Raw genomic sequence first — 19802 nt, forward strand, 5'->3', positions numbered from 1 at the left:
TCTGCGAAAGGTCTCACCCATGCGCGACGTCGTCATCTGCGAACCGGTCCGTACCCCCATCGGCCGCTACGGCGGGATGTTCAAGAGCCTCACGGCAGTCGACCTGGGCGTCACCGCGCTCAAGGGTCTGATCGAGCGTACGGGTATCGACCCGGAGAAGGTGGAGGACGTGATCCTCGGGCACTGCAACGGCAACAGTGAGGCGCCGGCCCTCGGTCGCGTCATCGCACTCGACGCCGGGCTGCCGATCACGGTGGGCGGCATGCACATCGACCGTCGCTGCGGCTCGGGTTTGCAGGCCGTCATCCAGGCGGCCTACCAGGTGTCCGCCGGCGACAACGATCTCGTCGTCGCCGGTGGCGCAGAGTCGATGAGCAACGCCTCGTTCTACTCCGTCGACATGCGATGGGGTGGTGCGCGCACCGGAATCGCCATGCACGACAGCCTCGTCCGCGCCCGCTCGACCGCCGGCGGCAGGCACTACCCGGTGCCCGGCGGCATGATCGAGACCGCCGAGAACCTCCGCAAGGAGTACGAGATCTCGCGCGAAGAGCAGGACGAGCTCGCCGTCGAATCCCACACGCGGGCAGTCCGTGCCCAGAAGGACGGCGTGCTCGCCGAGGAGATCATCCCGGTCACCGTTCCCGGACGTAACGGTGAGACGATCATCGACACCGACGAACATCCCCGCCCGGACGTCTCGCTGGAGTCGCTGGCCAAACTCAAGCCGATCATGGGCAAGGCCGATCCCGAGGCCACCGTCACCGCGGGCAACGCCAGCGGCCAGAACGACGCCGCGTCGATGGCCATCGTCACCACCACCGAGGTCGCCGAGAAGCTGGGCCTGCGCCCGCTCGTCAAGCTCGTCTCGTGGGGTCTCGCCGGCGTCCCGCCGCGCACCATGGGCATCGGCCCCGTGCCGGCCACCGAGAAGGCACTCGCCAAGGCCGGTCTGACCCTGGCCGACATCGACCTCATCGAACTCAACGAGGCCTTCGCCGCCCAGGCGCTCGCCGTCACTCGCGAATGGGGCTTCGGCCGTTTCGGCTCCGGAGGCGACTTCGACCGCACCAACGTCCACGGCTCGGGCATCTCGCTCGGCCATCCGGTCGGCGCGACCGGCGGCCGCATGCTGGCCTCGCTGGCCCGCGAACTGCAGCGCCGCGAGGGTCGCTACGGCCTCGAGACGATGTGCATCGGCGGCGGCCAGGGTCTCGCCGCGGTCTTCGAGCGGGTTGCTTGACGGACCTCGATACGCGGCGCCCTCGCTTCGCTCGGTCGACGCTACTCGGCCGACGGGGGTGGGGCGTCGCGTTGCTCTGCTGGGGCGACGCTACTCGGCCGGCGGGGTGGGGGCGCCGTTACGTTCTCATCCACCTGCGCGCGAATGAGTTCCACGAAAGCCTGACCCACCGGCGACAGGGACGCGGGATCGAAGGCGATCGCGAACGGCCGCACGAAGCGGGGTTCGGTCTCGCGGATGACGGCGCGGTCCGCAGCAGACTCGGCCATCGAACGTTCCAGCAGGCTGCCGCCGATCCCGGCCAGCACCATGGGAAGCCGTTCCTCGCGATGTTCGGAGAGCACGGCGACCGGTGGCCGGGCGCCTCCGACCCGCATGGCCTCCTCGAGCTCGTCGGCCACCGACTGGCCGCGCGGTACGAACACCATCGGGAGTGACGGGAGATTCCCCAGCGGGATCGGTCCGTCCGGGACCTCGGATCCCTCGGGATAGACGAGTACGTACTCCTGCTCGCCGAGTTCGATGACCTCGAGCGCGTCGCCGGCGATCGGCAGGTGGGCGACGGCGAACTCGCAGTGCCCGTCCTCGATGGTGGACGCGGCCCGCGTCTCGTCACGCAGGTCGCCGAGCCGCACCGACACTCGCGGATAGGTGGCACGGAAGCGGGCGACGAGGTCGACGACCGGGCCGACGGCCGTGGCCGGGGACGCGAGCAGATCGAGGTGTCCGGTGAGTTCGTCCTCCTCGGCGGCGAGGAGATCGCCGACGGCGTCGACGTCGCGGATGATCTGGCGGGCCGGGCCGACCATCGTGCGGCCCGCCGCCGACAACACCATGCCGCGACCGATGCGGTGGAACAGCTGGACGCCGAGTTCGCGTTCGAGTGCCCGCAACGCCTGTGAGACCGTCGGTTGCGCGACACCCAGCGCGGAGGCGGCGCCGCCGATGCCCTTGTTCTCGACGACCGCGAGGAAGTATTCGACCTGGCGTAATTCCATGGTGGCCTACCAGTCCGGGAGTTCGGTCGGCTCCTGGCTCAGGCCGGAGTGGGCCCGGGCCGCGGAGATGAACGCGAGCGCCGCAGGCGAGGGGAGACCCGAACGCAGCACGAGTCCCCAGGGTCGCGTCAACGGCGGATCGAGTAGGAGCTGCCGGGTACCGGCGAGCTGTGTGTCGCCCACGGTACGCGGGACAACCGTTGCGGCCGTACCGCGTTCGACGAGATTCCAGACCGCCGCGGGCAACGGGCAATCGACGACCACATTGCCGGCGGCGTCGTCGAGGAGATCGGCGAGCAAGGCCGCGGTGTGCTGATCGCTGTGATCGATCACCAATGGGACCGACCGGATGGCGCTGCGCGGCACGGTGTCCGGGAGTCCCGCGACCAGGGCGTCGGGGGACGCCACCACGAGCTCCTGCTCCGTCATCGGGATGGCCGAGAACGTCGCGTGTTCGGCGGAGGAGTCGATGACCCCGATCTCCGCGTCGCCGGACCGCAACGCGGAGAGGACACCGGCCGGACCGTCGGCCGCGAGGACGCGGACCGCGAGCCGGGGAAAGCGCTCCCGGAAGAGTCGGACGACGTTCACGAGCGGATCGATGCTGAACGCCGCGTACGTCACCACGTCGACGCGCCCGGACCGGAGCTCCCGGACCGCGTCGACCTTCCGTTTGGCGCGCTCGACGTCGGCGAGGATGCGCCGCGCCGCGTCGTCGAGCTTGCGGCCGGCCTCGGTCAGTTCGAGGCGGCGTCCGGTCCGGTCGAACAACGTGACTCCGAGACGCTTCTCGAGCGTCCGGATGGCCTGCGACAGGGAGGGTTGCGAGATGTAGAGCGACTGGGCGGCCTTCGTGATCCCTCCGTGGTCGACGACTGCGACGAAGTAGGTCACGAGGTGCAGGTCCACCTCAGCCACTCTAGTTACCGACCTTTTCGCGGATCAGCGGCCCTTCCACTGTCTGGATCAGCGGCCCTTCCACTGGGGTGCGCGCTTCTCGGCGAATGCTTGGCACCCTCCTGGGCGTCCTCGGAGGAGAAGACCGGGGTCAGGTACTCCCACTGCTTCTTGATCAGGTCCTTGTCGGTGTAGTTGATCGCCATCGAGGTGACCTGCTTGGTGGCCTTGACGGCGAGCGGTCCGTTGGCGGCGATCTTCGCGGCGAGCTCACGAGCACCGGCGAGGGCCTCGCCGGGCGCGGTGACCTTGTTGACCAGGCCGAACTGGTGGGCGCGCGCGGCGGACAGCGGGTCTCCGGTCAGGGCCAGTTCCATCGCGACCTGGTAGGGGAGGATCTTCGGCAGACGCAGTAGACCGCCTGCGGCCGCGGCGAGACCACGCTTGACCTCGGGGATGCCGAACTTGGAGTTCTCGGCGGCGACGACGAGGTCGGCGGACAGTGCGAGCTCGCAGCCACCGGCCAGGGCCCAGCCCTCGACCGCCGCGATCAGCGGCTTACTGGGCGGGGCCTCGGTGAGACCGCCGAAACCGCGGTCCTTCAGCGAGACCTGCTCGCCGCGCGAGAACGCCTTGAGGTCCATTCCCGCGCAGAACGTGCCGCCGGCGCCGGTGAGGATGCCGATGGTGAGGTCGTCGCGCGACTCGAGCTCGTCGATGGCGGCCGCGATTCCCTCGGACACCTCGAGGTTGACGGCGTTCTTCGCCTCGGGCCGGTTGATCGTGATGACGGCGACTCCGTCGGCGAACTCGGTGAGCACGGCGCTCATGGGGGATCCTCCTCTGATCGGTGGGGAACGCCGGTGGGACGTCCACCGGCGGGGACACGGGTCGCGGTCAGTTCGGTAGCGACAGGCTCGACGCGGTGCGGTGTTCGGACACCGGCGAGAGCGACCACCGGACCGGCTCGACGGTGACGTCGGCGAGATCGGCCAGGGTGGGGGCGGGTGTCGAGGCGAGTATTCCGCGCTCGCTCAAGACCAGCAGGTGAGCGTCGGTCTCGCGCAGCGCGAGCCGCTTCATCGTGAGGTTGAGGTCGCTGAACGGCCGGGACCAGCTCACGGCCTGGGTGATCTCCCACGCCGTGGACTCGGGCCGGGCCGCGACCGCCTCGGTGATCTCGGTGAGACGATCCTCGTGATGCGACAGGAGTCCGGTCACCCGGGCGCCCAGACCGCGGAAGCGGTATTCATGCGATGGCAGGGCCTCGTGGTCCCGCATCTTCTCGGTGTTGGCCAGCGACACCAGATAGTCCGCGAGTGGGCTCTCCGTCTGCATCGGACTCGTGGAGACATTGGGGCTGATGCGCGGCAGCAGGTGATCGCCGGTGAAGATGATCCCCGCGTCGTCGTCGGCGAAACACAGATGGCCAGGTGTGTGACCGGGCGTCCAGATGGCGCGCAGATTCCAGCCGGGGATGTCGAGCGGGGCGTCGGCGGTCAGCTCCCGGTCGACGGTCCGGCCGTCGGGCAGCCGCACGAAGTCGACGAGCCCGAGCCCGGCGACGTCGGCCGGTGCACCCAGCACCCGCAACTCCCACCGGGCGTCGTCGAGCTGACTCTCCACCTCGTCGTCGGAGTGATAGCGGAGGTGACACGCGTCGGCGCGGTGCATCAACAGTTCCACGTCGGTCTGTTCGAGCAGGCGCGGGACCAAGCCGAAGTGGTCGGGATGGAAGTGGGTGATGGCCGCCGATCGCACGTCGGTGACGTCGTGACCGGTGCTGCGGATGCCGTCGACAAGGGCTCGCCAGGACTCGTCCGACGGCCACCCGACGTCGATGAGCGCCAGGCCGCCGTCGGGCAGCGCGAGGGCGTAGACCAGGACGTAGCGCAACGGGTTGGGGCCCATCGGCACCGGGATCGACCACAGACCCGGGCGCACCTCCTCGACAGGGGGGAGCACCTTGTCGGCCCAAGCCTGCTGCTGACGCCGACCGGTCACCTCGATCGTGGCCATCCTTGACCTCCTGAGCCGTCATCGTTCCCGGCGCATCGGACGAAGAGTTGCGACGCGCAACAGTCATCCGATCATGCGAGCCCCGTCATGCTCAAAGTGGGGGCGGCTCAGGCGCCCTGAGGAACTGCCTATGTGTCGGGGGCCAGCTCTGGTGACGACCCGCCCACCTCGACGCGACGGTCGATCCCGATCCGATCCAGGAATCCCGCGTCGTGGGAGACGACGAGCAGCGCGCCACTCCAAAGCTCCAGCGCGGCGACCAGTTGGCTGACCGTGTCGAGATCCAGGTTGTTGGTCGGCTCGTCGAGGATCAGCAGCTTCGGGGTGGGATCGCCGAGTAGTGCGTCTGCGAGACCCACACGCAGACGCTCGCCGCCGGAGAGCTCCTCGAGCGCGCGGTCGGCACGTGCACCCCGGAACAGGAACCGGGCCAGATGTGAACGCACCTCCTGCGTGCTGATGTCCGGATGATGTGCCGACACCAGGCCGGCGATCGACATCGACGGGTTGTCGAAGACGATCTGTTGCGGCACATACGCATACGGCACCACGATCGCCTCGCGCGCGACGAGGTCGGCGATGAGTGTCGACTTCCCGGAACCGTTGGGCCCCACCAGCGCGATCCGTTCCGGGCCGTTGATGCGCAGCCGGTCGTCGGTGACGACCTGGGTCCGCGAGGCCAGGTCGGCCTCCGGCACCACGATCCGGGCGGTGCGATCTTTCCGAACCTCCTCGCGCGCCCCGTCGAGGCGGGAGGCGGCCGCAGCCACGTCGTCCTGATGGGCGTTGCGCAGCTTCCCCGCCGACACCTGCGCCTCACCGCGACGCAAGTGCGCGATGATCTTCGGCACCCGCTTCTCCCGTTCAGCGGTCGACGCGGTGCGGGCGCGCCGGTCGAGTTTGATCTGGGCGTCGACCAGCTCCCGACGCTGCTTGCGGAGATCGCCGGCCGCAGTTGCCACCGCGGCCTCGGCCGCCTCCTGCTCGGCGTCCACGATCTCGCGGTAATGCGAGTAGGGGCCGCCGAACACCCGGACCCGGCCCCGGTACAACTCGAGCGTCGCGTCGACGCGTTCGAGAAGTTCGAGATCGTGACTCACGACGATCACCGTGCCGGCGAAGGCGCCGATGGCGTCGAAAAGCCTTGCCCGTGAGCTGGTGTCGAGGTTGTTCGTCGGCTCGTCGAGCAGCAGGACCGAGGGTCGGCGCATGAGTGCGGCGACGATCGACAGCAGCGTCGCCTCGCCGCCGGACATGGCGCCGACCCGACGGTCGAGGTCGGTGGGGAGACCCATCTGGGCGAGGAGTCCGATCGCCCGCTCCTCGACATCCCAGTCGTCACCGACGGCATCGAAGTCGTCGGCGTCGACCGAGCCGCCCTCGATGAGACCGATCGCACTGCGGATGCCGTCGATGCCGAGAGCTGCCGACACCGTCGACTCCGGATCCGACTGCGGGTCCTGCGGAACGATCCCCACCTCCGGCGCGGACGTGGCCCCGGAGATGCTGACACTGCCCGACGCCGGGCGGAGACGCTGCGAGATCAGGCCGAGCAACGTCGACTTACCTGCGCCGTTGGCGCCGATCAGCGAATAGGTGGACGCTCCCAGCGCGAGATTGAGGCGATCGAAGACCGCGGTGCCGTCGGGCCAGACGAATGAGACATCGGACAGCACCACCGACGGCTGGGAAGAAAGGGGCAGGGGAGTAGACACGAGATCTCCTGAAGTGGTTCGGGTTCACCGACGGGTGTCGCAACGACATCGCGCGCCGGCCGGGGCCACTTCAGTTCTTCATCGTGCGGGATCACTCCTCGGGTCGGCTGCGTGTGCGGGGTCCACGGTAGTGGACGCGTCCGGGTCTGCCAACGGGTTTTCTCCGGCTTGTCTTCCCTCACCGCTACGGTTGGGGGCATGTCCTTCATTCGCACCTCGGTGTCCAACGGTGTCGGCGAGATCGTCCTCGACCGGCCGAAAGCCCTGAACGCGCTGGACCAGTCCATGATCGACGACATGTACGCCGCGCTCGGCGACTGGGGTGACGACGACTCGATCGAGACCGTCCTCGTCACCTCCGCGAGCGACCGCGCCTTCTGCGCGGGCGGCGACATCCGGGCGATCCGCGAGCATTCGCTCGACGGCGACACCGCGGCCATCACCCGTTACTTCAGCAGTGAGTACCGGCTGGATCAGATGGTCGCCGACTATCCCAAGCCGTACGTGAGCCTCATCGACGGCGCGGCCATGGGCGGCGGACTCGGCATCAGCGTGCACGGCGAGATCCGCGTGGTCACCGAGAAGGCGATGATCGCGATGCCCGAGACCGCGATCGGCTTCTTCCCCGACATCGGTTCCACCTACTTCCTGCCGCGGCTGCCCGAGGCGTCGGCATGTGGCTCGGTCTCACCGGTGCGCGCATCCGTGGCATCGACGCGGTGGCCGTCGGCCTGGCAACGCATTTCGTGGCATCGGCCGATATCGCCGGCGTCGCCGAGTCGATCCGTTCCGGAGATCCGCTGGCCGATGCGCTGGCGACTTCGGGGACCACGGAAACCAGCGACGTCCCCCTCCGCAAGGTCGGGGAGTACTTCGCCGACGACAACATCAACGCCATCGTCGGCGGTCTGCGCGGAGCGATCGGCGACGAGTGGGCCGAGGAGATGATCGGCCTGCTCGAGAAGGCCTCACCCACTAGCCTCTGGGTGACGGCCGCGATGATCAACGCCGGCGCGCAGTCCGGGATCGACGAGTGCTTCGACCGCGAACTGCATGCGGCAGAACAGATCACCGCCACCCACGACTTCCGTGAAGGAGTGCGGGCGGTGCTGGTCGACAAGGACCGCAACCCGGTCTTCGACCCCGCCGCGATCGACGACGTCGATCCGGCGGTCGTCGCGCGGATCGTGGGTGCGTGAGCGCGTGCGACGAGCCGTGTCGAAACCTACGGCGTGAGCTGGAACCGCCCGGACAGTACGACGGTCGGCGGGGTGCCGGTGTCGGGCCGCGGGCTCGTCGACGACTCGTCGGCGTCGTAGGCCACGTCGTCGTCGGGGGCGAACGGGTTGGCGTCGACGCGGGAGGCCTCCGAGCAGGTGAACGACCCGGCCGCGAGCTTGCCCGACATCCCGCTGATGCTGAGCTGGCACGCCGAGGACTGGTGGTAGACACCGTCGACGGAGACGCCGATCTGCGCGTTGATCGGCTTGGTCAGCGGACCCGCGGTGGGGCGCGGTCCGCCGCCCACGGGTGGCACCGTGCCGCCGGTCAATTCGCTGATGGGAAACTCGATCTGGGCGCCGTCGGTCCCGATTCCCTTGAACACTAACAACAATGAGTCCGGCGGGACGTCGGGTCGTTCCGGGCCCCAGCGGTTGAACTCGTAGCAGCTCGTCGCCTTGTCGGCGCTCGCGCCGCTTCCGGCGGCCGGGAGTCCGGACGTCGTGGCCGCCGGCTCGGTGATCGCGATCCGGATGTCGCCGGAACGGAATCGGAGGTCGTGCCCGCCGCGGTCGACCTTGCCCTGCGGCGGCTTCTCCGCGCATTTCGCGGGATCGATCGGGCGCGCGGTCGGGGTGGGGGCTGTGCTTGTCGACGTCGGTGCCGGTGCCGGATTTCCGGCGCAACCCGACATCAGGAGCGCAGCCGCGGACACCGCGGCAAGCGCGCCGACACCGGAGGTGCGCACGAGGGGACGCCTCATCGGCTCAATCCGCCGCGGCGACAAGGGGTTGCAGCGTCAGGTCGGGGTGTTCCTTCTCGATGTACTGCAGGCGCCACTTGTCGCTGAAGAGCGCCAGGATCGCACCGTCGGTGCGGGTGAACACCTCGACGCCGCGCTGCCGGTCGAGTTCGGGTGCGCTCTCGGCGTCGGTGCGTCGGGCCAGTGTGTAGCCGAGCGGTTCGATGATGGTGTCGACGTTGAACTCGGCCTTCATGCGGGCGGTGACGACCTCGAACTGCATGGGGCCGACCGCGGCCAGCACCGGCGACATGTCGCCGCGGGTGTCATTGCGCAGTACCTGCACCACACCTTCGCTGTCGAGCTGGTCCATCGCCTTGCGGAACTGCTTGTACTTGTCGGCGGTGGTCGCGCGCAGCGTCGAGAAGTGCTCCGGCGCGAACGACGGGATCGGCGGGAACTGCACCTTCGGGCCGTCGAAGAGGGTGTCGCCGGGGGCCAGCGCGGTCGCGTTGACGAGGCCGACGACGTCGCCCGGGTAGGCGGTGTCGACGGTGGAACGGTCCCGGCCGAAGACGGCCTGGGCGTACTTGGTGGCGAACGGCTTTCCGGTCTGCGCGTGGGTGACGACCATGCCGCGCTCGAACTCGCCGGACACGATCCGCATGTACGCCAGGCGATCTCGGTGGCTCGAGTCCATTCCGGCCTGCACCTTGAACACGACGGCGCTGAACGGGTCGGTGACCGGACGTTCCCTGCCCTCGACGTCGACGCGGCCGGCGGGCGGGGGAGCGAGCTCGACGAGCACCTCGAGCAGTTGCCGCACACCGAAGTTCAGCATCGCCGAGGCGAAGATCATCGGCGAGGTCTGGCCGGCGAGGAACATCTCCTGGTCGTGGTCCTGGCCCATCTCGGAGAGCAGTTCGCTCTCTTCGACGGCGGCCGTCCACTCGTCGCCCTCACGCGCGGCCGCGTCGTCGGCGCTCATGATCTCCTCGGGGGCGATCTTGGCGCCGCCGGCGGTGCGGGTGAAGTGCACGTACTCGCCGGTGCGGCGGTCGAGCAGGCCGCGGAAGTCGCCGGCGATGCCGACCGGGAAGAACAACGGGGTGGGGGTGAGGCCGATGCGCTCGGTGATCTCGTCGATCAGTTCGAGCGGCGTCTGGCCGGGACGGTCCCACTTGTTGATGACCGTGATCACCGGGATGCCGCGGTGGCGACAGACCTGGAACAGCTTGAGCGTCTGCGGCTCGAGGCCCTTCGCGGCGTCGATGAGCATCACCGCCGCGTCGACCGCGGTCAGCACGCGATAGGTGTCCTCGGAGAAGTCGGCGTGACCGGGGGTGTCCACCAGGTTGATCACGCTCGGGATGCCGTCGTCGCTGTGCTCGGCGGCATAGTTGAACTGCAGCGCGGTGGAGCTGACCGAGATGCCGCGGGCCTTCTCCATCTCCATCCAGTCGGAGACGGTGGACTTGCGTCCTGCCTTGCCGTGGATCGCACCCGCCTCGCTGATCATGCGCGCATGCAGCGCCAAGGCCTCGGTCATCGTCGACTTACCGGCGTCCGGATGGGAGATGATCGCGAAGGTACGTCGGCGCTTGACCTCGGTTGCGACGTCAGAACTCACGAGATCCGAGGCTACTCGGCTGGTCGGGGGGCTCCAAACTGATGGCGTTCGGACTATGCGGCAGTTGGTGCCGGTAGTCGGCACCAACTGCCGCAAACCCACGATCTGGGAACCGGCGGGAGGGTCGTCGCGTCCAATCGACGTGCAGACGCCACCCCGCCTCCGACGCCACGCGCTCACGCGCGACGGGGTCGTGACGATCGCCGAAGCTCTGGAGTTCGGGCTGACCAAGTCGGGTATCCACCGACGTGTGGGGGCCGGCGTGTGGACGCCGCAATCGCGTGGTGTGTACACGCTGGCTGATCATCCGCTTACGCCGCGGACCCGGGCCCGACTCGCGGTGGCCGCGGTCGGCAACGACGCGGCGCTGTCCGGCGTCGGTGCCGCGTGGTGGCACGGCATCGTCGACGAGCCACCCAAGAGGTTCACTGTCACTGCGCCGCGATCTCGGCACGGATCGCCTGTCGATGGAGTCCAGGTGCGCTACCGGGCTCTCGCAGATGCCGAGACGGTCACCCGTGACCACCTCGTCGTCACCTCGCTGCCCCTGTCGGTGCTGGAGGCCTCGGTCGAGAGCGGCAGCAGCATCCTCGACGCCGCGCTGCTGTTGCGTCGGGTGTCGATCGAGCAGTTGCGGACCGCTGCCGAGCGTCGTCGCAGGAAGGAGGACGCGACGGAGATCGCGGCGTTGGTTGCCGGGGTCGAGGCCGGAGCGCGGTCCGAGGCCGAGCGGCTCGCGGTCGACCTGTTGCGGCAGGGCGGAGTCGACGGCTTCGTGTGCAACCATCCGGTCGGCGGCTACTACGTTGACGTCGCGTTCCCGGAGAGGATGCTCGCCGTCGAGATCGATGGCATGGCCTTTCATCGCGACGCCGAGACCTTCCAGCGTGACCGGCGTCGTCGCAACGACCTCATCTCGCTCGGGTGGACGGTCCTCAACTACACCTGGGCGGACCTCAGGGAACGTCCGGCTTACGTCGTCGAGCGCGTACGTCAGGCGCTCGGTGCCTGAAAACAGATGCGGCAGTTGGTTCCGGAAACCGGAACCAACTGCCGCAACTGGAAGAAGGAGACTTACTCGAACGGCACCGGCGGAAGCTTGACGACCTGGGAGGCGTAGGAGAGTCCGGCACCGAAGCCGAGGAGGAGGGCGGTCTGGCCCGGCTGCGCCTTGCCGGTGGAGAGGAGATCCTCCATGGCCAGCGGGATCGACGCGGCGGAGGTGTTGCCGGTGTACTCGATGTCGTTGGCGACGACGGCGCCGTCGCGGAGCTTGAGGTTCTTGGCGAGCAGCTCGTTGATGCGCGCGTTGGCCTGGTGGGGGACGAAGACGTCGAGGTCCTCGGAGCCGATCTTGGCGGCCTCGAGGGCGCGGACGGCGACCTTGCCCATCTCGAAGGCGGCCCAGCGGAACACCGCGGTGCCCTCCATGCGGAGGTAGGGGCGCTGGACGCGGTCACCGTCGAGGAAGGTCACCCAGTCGAAGTCCTGGCGGATGGCGTTGAACTGCGAGCCGTCCGAACCCCAGACCACCGGGCCGAGTTCTTGCTCCTCGGTGGGTCCGACGACCACGGCGCCCGCGCCGTCGCCGAAGATGAAGCAGTTGGTGCGGTCGGTCATGTCGAGGGCCACCGAGAGCTGCTCGGCGCCGATGACCAGCACGTTGGTGGCGCTGCCGCCGCGGATCATGTCCGACGCGAGGGCCATGCCGTAACCGAAGCCCGCGCAGCCGACGGTGACGTCGAAGGCGGGGACGCCGTTGCAGCCGAGTTCGGTGGCCACCTTGGTCGCGCCGGCCGGGGTCAGGAGCAGGTGCGTGTTGGTGGCGAGGATGACCGCGTCGATGTCGGAGCCTTGCAGCAGCGCGTTGGCGATGGCCTTGCGTCCGGCGTTGACCGACATCTCCATGACGCTCTCGTCGCGGCGCGCGAAGCGGCGGGTCTTGATGCCGGTGCGGGTGTAGATCCACTCGTCGGAGGAGTCGATGTGCTCGCAGATCTCGTCGTTGGTGACCACACGCTCAGGGCGATAGGCGCCGATCCCGAGCATGCCGATGTTGTTGATCCCTGAGGTGTCCGCGATGACTGCCATGGTCTTCCTTCCGATTATGTGACCCGACATACGACGGTACTCACCCGGCCACTTACTGGGAAGTACCGCATTCCCGTGGCACATCGTTACCGATCGATTGTCGGGTTACCAGGCGTGCACGGTGTTCTGTGCGCTCTCCAGATCCTGGGAGACCAGGAGTTCGATGGCGTCGCAGCCGTTGCGGATCATCAGCTCGACCTCGGCCCGGTCCGCGGACGGGAACGGCTTGAGCACGAAGTCGGCGGGATCCTGACGCCCCGGCGGACGGCCGATACCCATCCGCACGCGCAGGTAGTCGCGGGTGCCGATGGCCTGACTGATCGAACGCAGCCCGTTGTGGCCGCCCTCGCCGCCGCCGCGTTTGAGGCGCACGAGACCGAAGTCGATGTCGAGTTCGTCGTGCACGACGATGAGATCGGCGGGCGCGACCGAATAGAACTTGGCCAGCGGGCCGATCTGCCGGCCGGACTCGTTCATGTAGACGCGTGGCTTGGCCACGAGAACAGACTGGCCGCCGAGGCGAACCTCGGCGACCTCCGCACCGGATTTCTTGTGAACCTTCCAGCGCTCGCCTGCCGAGTCGACGAGGCCGTCGGCGACCATCGCGCCGACGTTGTGCCTCGTCTTCTCGTACTTGGACCCGGGATTACCGAGTCCGACAACGATTTTCACCACTCGAGTAGAGCAGTCGGGGGTCGGATCACTCCGACTCCGCGGGAGCCTCGGCAGCCTCACCCTCGGCACCTTCGGCGGCGTCGGCGTCGGATTCGGTGGCCGCGGCCTGGGCCTCGTTCACGGCGACGATCAGGGTCTCCGGATCGGCGATCAGGGTGACGCCCTCCGGCAGGTCCAGATCGGAGGCGTGGATGGCGGTGCCGGCGGTGGCACCCTCGACGCTGACGGCGATCTGCTCGGGGATCGACAGGGCGTCGGCCTCGACCTCGACGACGCTGGCGTCGGACACGACCAGGGTGCCCGGGGCGGCGTCACCCTCGACGACGATGGCGACCTCGATGGTCACCTTCTCACCGCGACGGACGAGGAGCAGGTCGGCGTGCTCGATGTAGTTGCGGATCGGGTGGACGTCGACCTGCTTGGTGAGCGCGAGCTGGCTGGTGCCCTCGATGTCGAGCTCGATGATGGCGTTGAGGCCGTTGTTACGCAGGATCGCGGCGAAGTCGCGGGCCGGGAGGTGCAGGTGCTGCGGGTCGGTGCCGTGGCCGTAGAGCACGGCGGGAACCTTGCCCTCGCGGCGAGCGCGGCGAGCGGCGCCCTTGCCCTTCTCGGTGCGGGTGCTGACAGACAGCTTGGAGGTCTGAGTAGCCATGAGGATCTCCTCTGATCGGTGGTTGCGGTCGTTCGTCCGTCGCGACGAGCAACGGGCACGCATTCCGACCGCGGACACCCACCGGGCCACACGTGGGCACCCGAGGAGACTGCGATGGTCGCGCCGATCACGGTGACTGGGTCACCCTCGCCGAGACAACGGTGGCAAGGATAGTCGAGGACCTGCCGAGATGTCACATCGCACCCCTCGCCGGATGCGGTCCCGGCATACTGGGCTGCCATGACCTCACAGACCCCGATCGAGATCGTGACGGCCCTGCTCGACGCATTCGCGCGCGAGGACATCGCCGGCGCGCTGGAGACCATCGACGACGACATCGCGTACACCAACGTCTCGCTGCCGACCATCAACGGCAAGCGCAAGGTGGCCGGTGTGCTCGGCGGTGTCGCGAAGAAGTCGTGGGTGGGCTTCAACTACCGGATGCTCAACGTGAGTTCCGACGAGGCGGGTGTCGTGCTCACCGAACGCGTCGACGAGTTGCGTTTCGGGCGGCTGCATCTGCAGTTCTGGGTGTGCGGCCGCTTCGAGATCCGTGAGGGACGGATCGTGGTGTGGCGCGACTACTTCGACTACTTCGACATGACGAAGGGGCTGCTGCGCGGTATCGCGGCACTGGCCCTGCCGTCGGTGCAGAAACCGCTGCCGGCTGCGGCCTAGCGGTTCAGCGGGCTGTAGAACACGAGTCCGTTGCCCTGGTTGTCGTACACCACGGCACGACGCTCGTGCGCGTCGTCGTACGGGCCCTTCACGATGGCGCCGCCGTCGGCCTCGATCGCCTTCGCCGCGGCGTCGACGTCGGCGGTCTTGATACCGACGACGACCTTGCCGGGGATCGGGTGGTCGACCGCAGTGGCGAGAGCGATCGTCACCGGCCCCCCGTCGAGGGCGGCGAAGTGGGCGCCGTCGCGGAACTTCAGCGACATGCCCAGTGTCTCGGTGTAGAACTTGATCGACTCGTCCAGGTTCTCGGTCGACAGGATGATCATCTTGGCTTCGTAGCTCATGGCTATACCCCTTCAGAGGATCTCGTCGAGCTTCTCGAACGGCCGCGGGATGCGGGTCCCTTTGGGGGTCACCACGATCGGACGCTCGACGAGGATGGGGTGTTCGACCATCGCGTCGAGGATCGCCTCATCGGTGGCCGACGCGAGGTCGAGCTCCTTGTAGAGGGCCTCACGCTTGCGCACGGCCTGCGCCGGGGTGAGCCCGGCGTCGGCGAACAGCTGCACCAGTTCCTCACGGGTGTACGGCTCGTCGAGGTACTTGACGACGGTCGGCTCGATGCCGGCATCGCGCAGAGCCTGGAGCGCCTTGCGCGAGGTCGAGCACTTCGGGTTGTGATAGATCGTGGCGTCCACGAAGACACCGTACCCAGCGCAAAGCGGCCCGGGCCCCAGAGGGGGAGAACCCGGACCGCTCGCGTACCCGTTCCGCGGGGGATCGCTACTCGGGGTCGAGTGCGAAGTCGTACTGCACGACGTTCCGGCCGTCGGCGTCCGGCTTCGGGTCGAGGAGCAGCTCCGGCTTGGTCGCCGAGGCGACATCGCTGTCGAGCCAGTCCCCACCCGTGAAGTACAGCTGGGTGACGATCGGATGCCGGCCCTTCGCCGCCACGCGCAGATGCAGGTGCGCAGGTCGCCACGGGTGCCACCCGGCGGCCTCGATGAACTTGCCGGTCGGACCGTCGGTCGGGATCTGATACGGCGCGGGTTGGATGGTGGTGATCTCGTAGCGGCCCTGACCGTCGGTGACGATCGTGCCCCGCAGGTTCCAGTCGGGGATGTGCGGCGCGAATCCCGAGTAGTAGCCCTCGGCGTCGGCGTGCCAGATCTCGATCGTCGCGCCGGCCATCGGGTTGCCGTCGAGATCGGTGACCTGGCCGTGCATCACGAACGGTGTCTCGCGGGCGTCGACGCTGCGCATCGGCAGTGTGCAGCGTGCGGGCAGCAGCGGGGAATCCGGCAGATAGTACGGACCCTCGATGCTTCCCTTGGTGCCCTGGTACTTCCGTGAGTTGACCTCCTCGATGTCGTGTTCGACGAACACGTCGAGGAGCAGCGGCCACTCACCACCCTCACCGACGTCGATGAGCCACTGCTTGAGGACCCGGTACTCGTCGTAGGTGATCTCGTACTTGTCGATGAGCGCGCTGAAACCGGCGAAGGCCTCGGATGCGATGGCCGACAGACGTTCCGGTGAGGTGTCGGCGGTGAACCGATGGCCCGCGAAGGCTGCGGTGGCCGCACTTCCGGAACCGGCGGCGGTCGGGGATTCGACGGTGGTCGCTGATGCGACCGGGGCGGGCCGCTCGATGGTGGTCATGATGTCTCCTGTTCGAAAGGGCTGTGCGAGAGGGTCGGTCAACGGTTCCGGAAGAAGCTGACGTCGTCGTTGCCGATGAGGTCCGGCACGGTCCAGCCGTCCAGGTCGTACTCGGACAGGCACTGCTCGGCGAGACCCTTCATCTCCCCGACGGTGCCGCGGGCGTCGGCGAACATGAGAAGCTCGGCCTTCACGCCCTCGTGGTTGCCGGCGTAGTTGCGCTCGTACAGCTCGTGGCGGCCGCCGAACTCGCTGCCGATCGAATCCCACAGCGCCTTCATCACCTTCACGCGATCGACGGCGAGGATGCCGTCGGAACCGCGGACGTACTTGTCCAGGTACGGACGGACGTCGGGGCTCTTGAAGTCCGCCGAGCTCGACGGCAGGTAGATCAGGCCGGAGGCGACGTCCTGCTCGATGATCTCCTTCACGCGCGGGTAGCCCTGCTGGGCGAACATCCGGTAGGTCAGGCCGTACTCGAGCTTCGGGATGACGGTGTCACCGATCCACGGCTCGGGGTTGTTGACCATGGCATCGCTCAACGACCAGAACAGGTTTCGCCAGCCGATGACCTCGCCGACGCGGGTCTGCACGCCGCGGAACCCGCCGGCGCCGGTGCAGTCGAGGGCCTTCATCAGCAGGCCGGCGATGAAGTCGAGCTTGACCGCGAGACGGGTGCAGCCCTGGAGGGTGAAGCGGGGCAGGAAGCCGGACTGCGGGAAGAAGGCGTTGATCTTGTCGACGTCGCCGTACATGAAGACGTTCTCCCAGGGCACGAGCACCTTGTCGAAGACGAAGATGGTGTCGTTCTCGTCCATGCGGCTCGACAGCGGGTAGTCGAACGGCGTGCCCATCACAGCGGCCTGCTGGGTGTACGACGAGCGGCAGATGAGCTTCACGCCCGGGGCGTCCATCGGGACGGTGCAGATCAGGGCGAACTGCTTCTTCTTGATCGGGAGTCCGTAGTGGGAGATGAAGTTGTAGTTGGTGATTGCCGAACCGGTCGCGACGACCTTGGCGCCGGAGACGATGAGACCGGCGTCGGTCTCCTTCTCCACCTTCATGAACACGTCGCCGACCTCGTCCGGCGGCAGCTGGCGGTCGACGGGCGGGTTGATGATCGCGTGGTTCCAGTACAGAACCTTTTCCTGCGACTCCTTGTACCAGCGTTCGGCGTTGGCCTGGAACGGTGCGTACAGCTCGGAGTTGGCGTGCAGGGTGCCGAGGAAGCTGGCCTTGTAGTCGGGGCTGCGGCCCATCCAGCCGTAGGTCATCCGCGCCCAGGTGGCGATGGCGTCGCGGTCGGCGCGCAGGTCGTCGGCAGACTTCGGTGCGCGGAAGAACGGCATGGTCACGCCGCCGTTGCCGGTGTCAGTGGGGGCGGTGACCTTGTCCTTGGTCGCCGGGTCGTGCATGGCGTCGTAGAGGCGGGCGGTCATCCGGATCGGGTTACGGAATGCCTCGTGGGTGGTCACGTCCTTGACGCGCTCGCCGTTGAGCCAGATCTCGCGGTCGTCGCGCAGCGACTCGATGTACTCGTCGCCGGTCATCGGCTTGGAGGCGAAGTTCTCGGTGCGGTTCGCCTCGCTGTCGGCGGCGACGTTCACCTTCGAGCGGTCGACGATCGTCGCTTCGGTGGTCTCGGTGTCGGGGGCGATGTCGGTTGCGGTCATGGTTATCCTCACTTCGGTTGTGCGACAGGAGAGTTGATCGGTGGACGGATGGTCGGTCAAGAGACTGCGGATAGCGGTACGCAGCTCGGCGTGAACCGCGCGGTCGCGTCGAACCAGCGGCTGTGCGGATCGTCGAGGCTGCCGCAGTAGGCGGCGGCGCCGGAGGTCTCGCCGAGGTCGTGGAACTTGCTGCGGTAGAACAGGAGCGGCTCCGCCTCGGTGTCGACGTGGGCGCCGACGATCTCGCCGACGTAGATGACGTGGTCGCCGCCGTCGTAGGACGCCCAGGGGTTGCAGATGAGGGTCGCGGCGTTGCCGGCCAGCGCGGGGACGAGCCACTCCGAGCTCCATTCGGGCCCGTGTTCCTGCGGCTTGCCGGCGAAGTGCATGGCGGTGTCGAGCTGATCCGACTTGAGGATGTTGACCGCGAACGGCGCGTCGTCGAGGTAGCCGCAGGCCTTCGACTTGCGGGTCAGCGTGACCTGGCAGAGGCGGGGCTCGATCGAGATCGGGGTGAACGCGGTGACCGTCGCGCCGTGCGGGGTGCCCTGGTCGTTCGCGCAGGTGATGACGGTGACGCCGGTGGCGAACTGTCCGAAGATGTTGCGCATCGTGCGTTGGTCCATGGGGATCAGCTCCTTTGCTCTGGCAGTGGCTGGTGGGGTGTCTGGTGTGACGGTGCGACCAAACGTATGACCGCGATCACATCCCGTCGATCCGCATTGCGAACCGTCGATCCGATGTGCGCAACGTTGCGATCTGGATCGCTCCCGACGGCAGTTAGTGACAGCGGTCACAGTTACGCTGGACGACGTGAGCGCAGGGCCGCCCATTTCGGGGACCAACCAACCGCGGGTGTCGGTGTCGCAGGTGACGCCGCCGCCCCGTCGTGTCGTGGGGTCGGGGATCGCGGACTGGGATGAGGTCCACGAAGTCGTCGCGGACGCGTACTTCCCCCATGAGCTGCGGCCGCTGTCCCGTGACGACGCCTCCCACTACCGCCTGGAGTCGACGGCGATCGGTCCGACGGTGCTCGCGCGGATCGGTTTCGGCGCAGACGTGTCGATCGACACCGACCATCCAGGGGCATGGGCCATCAACGTTCCGTTGTCCGGCAGCATCGCGTCGGTCACCGACGGCCGGGAGATCGTCTCCGAACCAGGTCAGGCGACGCTCAACCCGCCGGACACCTCGACGGTCATCACCAACTGGAGCAAGACCTGCGAGATCATCGGTTTCAAGGTCGAGCGGGACTACCTGCAGCGCGAGATCGACCGGATCGCCGGCCGCCCGGGCCGGTCATTGACCCGCCAGCTCGATCTGCGCACCGGTGCCGGCGCCGAATGGCTGGGGCTGTTGAGGTCGGCGCGTCAGCAGGTCGCGCAGTGCGAGGGCATCCTGTTGCGCAACCCGCGAATGGCGGAGCAGCTGGGCGGCATGCTCACCACGGCCCTGGTGCTGGCCGCACTGCCCGAGAGTGATGAGCCGATGGCCGGAACCCGCCCGCGCATGGTAAAGCGCGTCATCGACGCCATCCACGCCGACCCGGCGCGACCGTGGACCGTGGGTGAGCTGGCGGAGATCGGGGCGGTCAGCGCTCGACGCCTGCAGCAGAGCTTCCGCGAGTGCGTGGGGATGAGTCCCATGGAGTACGTGCTCGACGTTCGGCTCGAGTGCATCCACAACGACCTGCTGACTCGCGGCGGGACCTCGACCGTCACCGACATCGCCACCCGGTGGGGCGTCATGCACACCGGCCGCTTCGCCGCCGCGTATCGACGCAAGTACGGGGTCGCGCCGTCGGAGACGCGGCGGATGGCGGGTGCCTAAGGAGCCGACGACGACAAAAACCACGGCGCCCGGATGTTCGTGAGAACATCCGGGCGCCGTGGTGAGAGGGAAT

Annotated in this window: 18 protein-coding genes and 2 pseudogenes; 5 read left to right on the forward strand and 15 right to left on the reverse strand. The window is 68.0% G+C overall.

What is annotated here, in order from left to right; translation table 11 throughout:
• The first annotated feature begins 19 nt into the window (after nt 1-19).
• Nucleotides 20-1243 (forward strand): acetyl-CoA C-acetyltransferase, encoded by a 1224-nt coding sequence (locus tag BJF87_RS06320; RefSeq protein ID WP_035750375.1) that lies wholly within the window; start codon nt 20-22, stop codon nt 1241-1243.
• Between the two features lie 41 nt (nt 1244-1284).
• Here the strand turns inward: BJF87_RS06320 and BJF87_RS06325 are convergent, their stop codons facing one another.
• From BJF87_RS06325 to BJF87_RS06345, 5 genes and pseudogenes are all read right to left on the reverse strand, one after another.
• Nucleotides 1285-2241, reverse strand: a complete 957-nt coding sequence (locus BJF87_RS06325) for a LysR family transcriptional regulator (RefSeq protein WP_262338887.1) — start codon at nt 2239-2241, stop codon at nt 1285-1287.
• Between the two features lie 6 nt (nt 2242-2247).
• Nucleotides 2248-3150: a LysR family transcriptional regulator gene (locus tag BJF87_RS06330; RefSeq protein WP_035750379.1), complete on the reverse strand. Its 903-nt coding sequence runs from the start codon at nt 3148-3150 to the stop codon at nt 2248-2250.
• A 57-nt stretch (nt 3151-3207) separates the two neighbouring features.
• Nucleotides 3208-3968, reverse strand: a pseudogene (locus tag BJF87_RS06335) (crotonase/enoyl-CoA hydratase family protein).
• Nucleotides 3969-4035: 67 nt separating this feature from the next.
• Nucleotides 4036-5157: an MBL fold metallo-hydrolase gene (locus tag BJF87_RS06340; protein WP_006357885.1), complete on the reverse strand. Its 1122-nt coding sequence runs from the start codon at nt 5155-5157 to the stop codon at nt 4036-4038.
• 128 nt (nt 5158-5285) lie between these two features.
• Nucleotides 5286-6872 (reverse strand): ATP-binding cassette domain-containing protein, encoded by a 1587-nt coding sequence (locus BJF87_RS06345; RefSeq protein ID WP_040004031.1) that lies wholly within the window; start codon nt 6870-6872, stop codon nt 5286-5288.
• A gap of 198 nt (nt 6873-7070) precedes the next feature.
• Here BJF87_RS06345 and BJF87_RS06350 point away from each other — a divergent pair.
• Nucleotides 7071-8071 (forward strand): annotated as a pseudogene (locus BJF87_RS06350) (enoyl-CoA hydratase/isomerase family protein).
• A gap of 26 nt (nt 8072-8097) precedes the next feature.
• Here BJF87_RS06350 and BJF87_RS06355 read toward each other — a convergent pair.
• Complete coding sequence (locus BJF87_RS06355) at nt 8098-8841, reverse strand: hypothetical protein (protein WP_006357888.1); 744 nt, start codon at nt 8839-8841, stop codon at nt 8098-8100.
• A gap of 19 nt (nt 8842-8860) precedes the next feature.
• Nucleotides 8861-10465 (reverse strand): peptide chain release factor 3, encoded by a 1605-nt coding sequence (locus BJF87_RS06360; protein ID WP_035750387.1) that lies wholly within the window; start codon nt 10463-10465, stop codon nt 8861-8863.
• Nucleotides 10466-10607: 142 nt separating this feature from the next.
• Here BJF87_RS06360 and BJF87_RS06365 point away from each other — a divergent pair, with 142 nt between their 5' ends.
• Nucleotides 10608-11477, forward strand: a complete 870-nt coding sequence (locus BJF87_RS06365) for a type IV toxin-antitoxin system AbiEi family antitoxin domain-containing protein (protein WP_075862890.1) — start codon at nt 10608-10610, stop codon at nt 11475-11477.
• Between the two features lie 62 nt (nt 11478-11539).
• On the opposite strand, the gene BJF87_RS06370 is transcribed toward BJF87_RS06365, so the two are convergent.
• The 3 genes from BJF87_RS06370 to BJF87_RS06380 all read right to left on the reverse strand — a co-directional run bounded on the left by BJF87_RS06370 (nt 11540) and on the right by BJF87_RS06380 (nt 13883).
• Nucleotides 11540-12556, reverse strand: a complete 1017-nt coding sequence (locus BJF87_RS06370) for a beta-ketoacyl-ACP synthase III (protein ID WP_006357891.1) — start codon at nt 12554-12556, stop codon at nt 11540-11542.
• Nucleotides 12557-12661: 105 nt separating this feature from the next.
• The gene (pth, locus tag BJF87_RS06375; protein WP_040004037.1) at nt 12662-13228 is read right to left on the reverse strand and encodes an aminoacyl-tRNA hydrolase; all 567 of its coding nucleotides are present in this window, start codon (nt 13226-13228) and stop codon (nt 12662-12664) included.
• 28 nt (nt 13229-13256) lie between these two features.
• Complete coding sequence (locus BJF87_RS06380; RefSeq protein WP_035750873.1) at nt 13257-13883, reverse strand: 50S ribosomal protein L25/general stress protein Ctc; 627 nt, start codon at nt 13881-13883, stop codon at nt 13257-13259.
• A 240-nt stretch (nt 13884-14123) separates the two neighbouring features.
• Here BJF87_RS06380 and BJF87_RS06385 point away from each other — a divergent pair, with 240 nt between their 5' ends.
• Nucleotides 14124-14561 (forward strand): limonene-1,2-epoxide hydrolase family protein, encoded by a 438-nt coding sequence (locus tag BJF87_RS06385; protein WP_006357894.1) that lies wholly within the window; start codon nt 14124-14126, stop codon nt 14559-14561.
• Here BJF87_RS06385 and BJF87_RS06390 read toward each other — a convergent pair.
• The 5 genes from BJF87_RS06390 to BJF87_RS06410 form a co-directional block, all read right to left on the reverse strand.
• The gene (locus tag BJF87_RS06390; RefSeq protein WP_074850499.1) at nt 14558-14908 is read right to left on the reverse strand and encodes a VOC family protein; all 351 of its coding nucleotides are present in this window, start codon (nt 14906-14908) and stop codon (nt 14558-14560) included. The two genes, BJF87_RS06385 and BJF87_RS06390, sit on opposite strands and share 4 nt — an antisense overlap.
• Before the next feature lie 12 nt (nt 14909-14920).
• Nucleotides 14921-15262, reverse strand: coding sequence for an arsenate reductase (glutaredoxin) (arsC, locus tag BJF87_RS06395; protein WP_075862835.1), 342 nt, complete (start codon nt 15260-15262; stop codon nt 14921-14923).
• 85 nt (nt 15263-15347) lie between these two features.
• A complete protein-coding gene (gene catA, locus BJF87_RS06400) occupies nt 15348-16226 on the reverse strand; it encodes a catechol 1,2-dioxygenase (RefSeq protein WP_075862836.1) in 879 nt (292 codons plus the stop codon).
• A 38-nt stretch (nt 16227-16264) separates the two neighbouring features.
• Nucleotides 16265-17899 (reverse strand): 4-hydroxyphenylacetate 3-hydroxylase family protein, encoded by a 1635-nt coding sequence (locus BJF87_RS06405; protein WP_035750392.1) that lies wholly within the window; start codon nt 17897-17899, stop codon nt 16265-16267.
• A 56-nt stretch (nt 17900-17955) separates the two neighbouring features.
• Nucleotides 17956-18525, reverse strand: coding sequence for a flavin reductase family protein (locus BJF87_RS06410; protein ID WP_035750394.1), 570 nt, complete (start codon nt 18523-18525; stop codon nt 17956-17958).
• A gap of 229 nt (nt 18526-18754) precedes the next feature.
• On the opposite strand from BJF87_RS06410, the gene BJF87_RS06415 reads away from it, so the two are divergent.
• Nucleotides 18755-19729, forward strand: coding sequence for an AraC family transcriptional regulator (locus tag BJF87_RS06415; RefSeq protein WP_084813153.1), 975 nt, complete (start codon nt 18755-18757; stop codon nt 19727-19729).
• The last annotated feature ends 73 nt before the right edge of the window (nt 19730-19802 follow it).

The organism is Gordonia sp. CNJ-863, from assembly GCF_001942325.1.
Lineage (GTDB): Bacteria > Actinomycetota > Actinomycetes > Mycobacteriales > Mycobacteriaceae > Gordonia > Gordonia alkanivorans.

Coding starts and splice junctions, on each gene's coding strand:
- BJF87_RS06320 (WP_035750375.1), top strand. CDS start 20: ATGCGCGACGTCGTCATCTGCGAACCGGTCCGTACCCCCATCGGCCGC.
- BJF87_RS06325 (WP_262338887.1), bottom strand. CDS start 2,241: ATGGAATTACGCCAGGTCGAATACTTCCTCGCGGTCGTCGAGAACAAG.
- BJF87_RS06340 (WP_006357885.1), bottom strand. CDS start 5,157: ATGGCCACGATCGAGGTGACCGGTCGGCGTCAGCAGCAGGCTTGGGCC.
- BJF87_RS06370 (WP_006357891.1), bottom strand. CDS start 12,556: ATGGCAGTCATCGCGGACACCTCAGGGATCAACAACATCGGCATGCTC.
- BJF87_RS06380 (WP_035750873.1), bottom strand. CDS start 13,883: ATGGCTACTCAGACCTCCAAGCTGTCTGTCAGCACCCGCACCGAGAAG.
- BJF87_RS06385 (WP_006357894.1), top strand. CDS start 14,124: ATGACCTCACAGACCCCGATCGAGATCGTGACGGCCCTGCTCGACGCA.
- BJF87_RS06390 (WP_074850499.1), bottom strand. CDS start 14,908: ATGAGCTACGAAGCCAAGATGATCATCCTGTCGACCGAGAACCTGGAC.
- catA (WP_075862836.1), bottom strand. CDS start 16,226: ATGACCACCATCGAGCGGCCCGCCCCGGTCGCATCAGCGACCACCGTC.
- BJF87_RS06405 (WP_035750392.1), bottom strand. CDS start 17,899: ATGACCGCAACCGACATCGCCCCCGACACCGAGACCACCGAAGCGACG.
- BJF87_RS06410 (WP_035750394.1), bottom strand. CDS start 18,525: ATGGACCAACGCACGATGCGCAACATCTTCGGACAGTTCGCCACCGGC.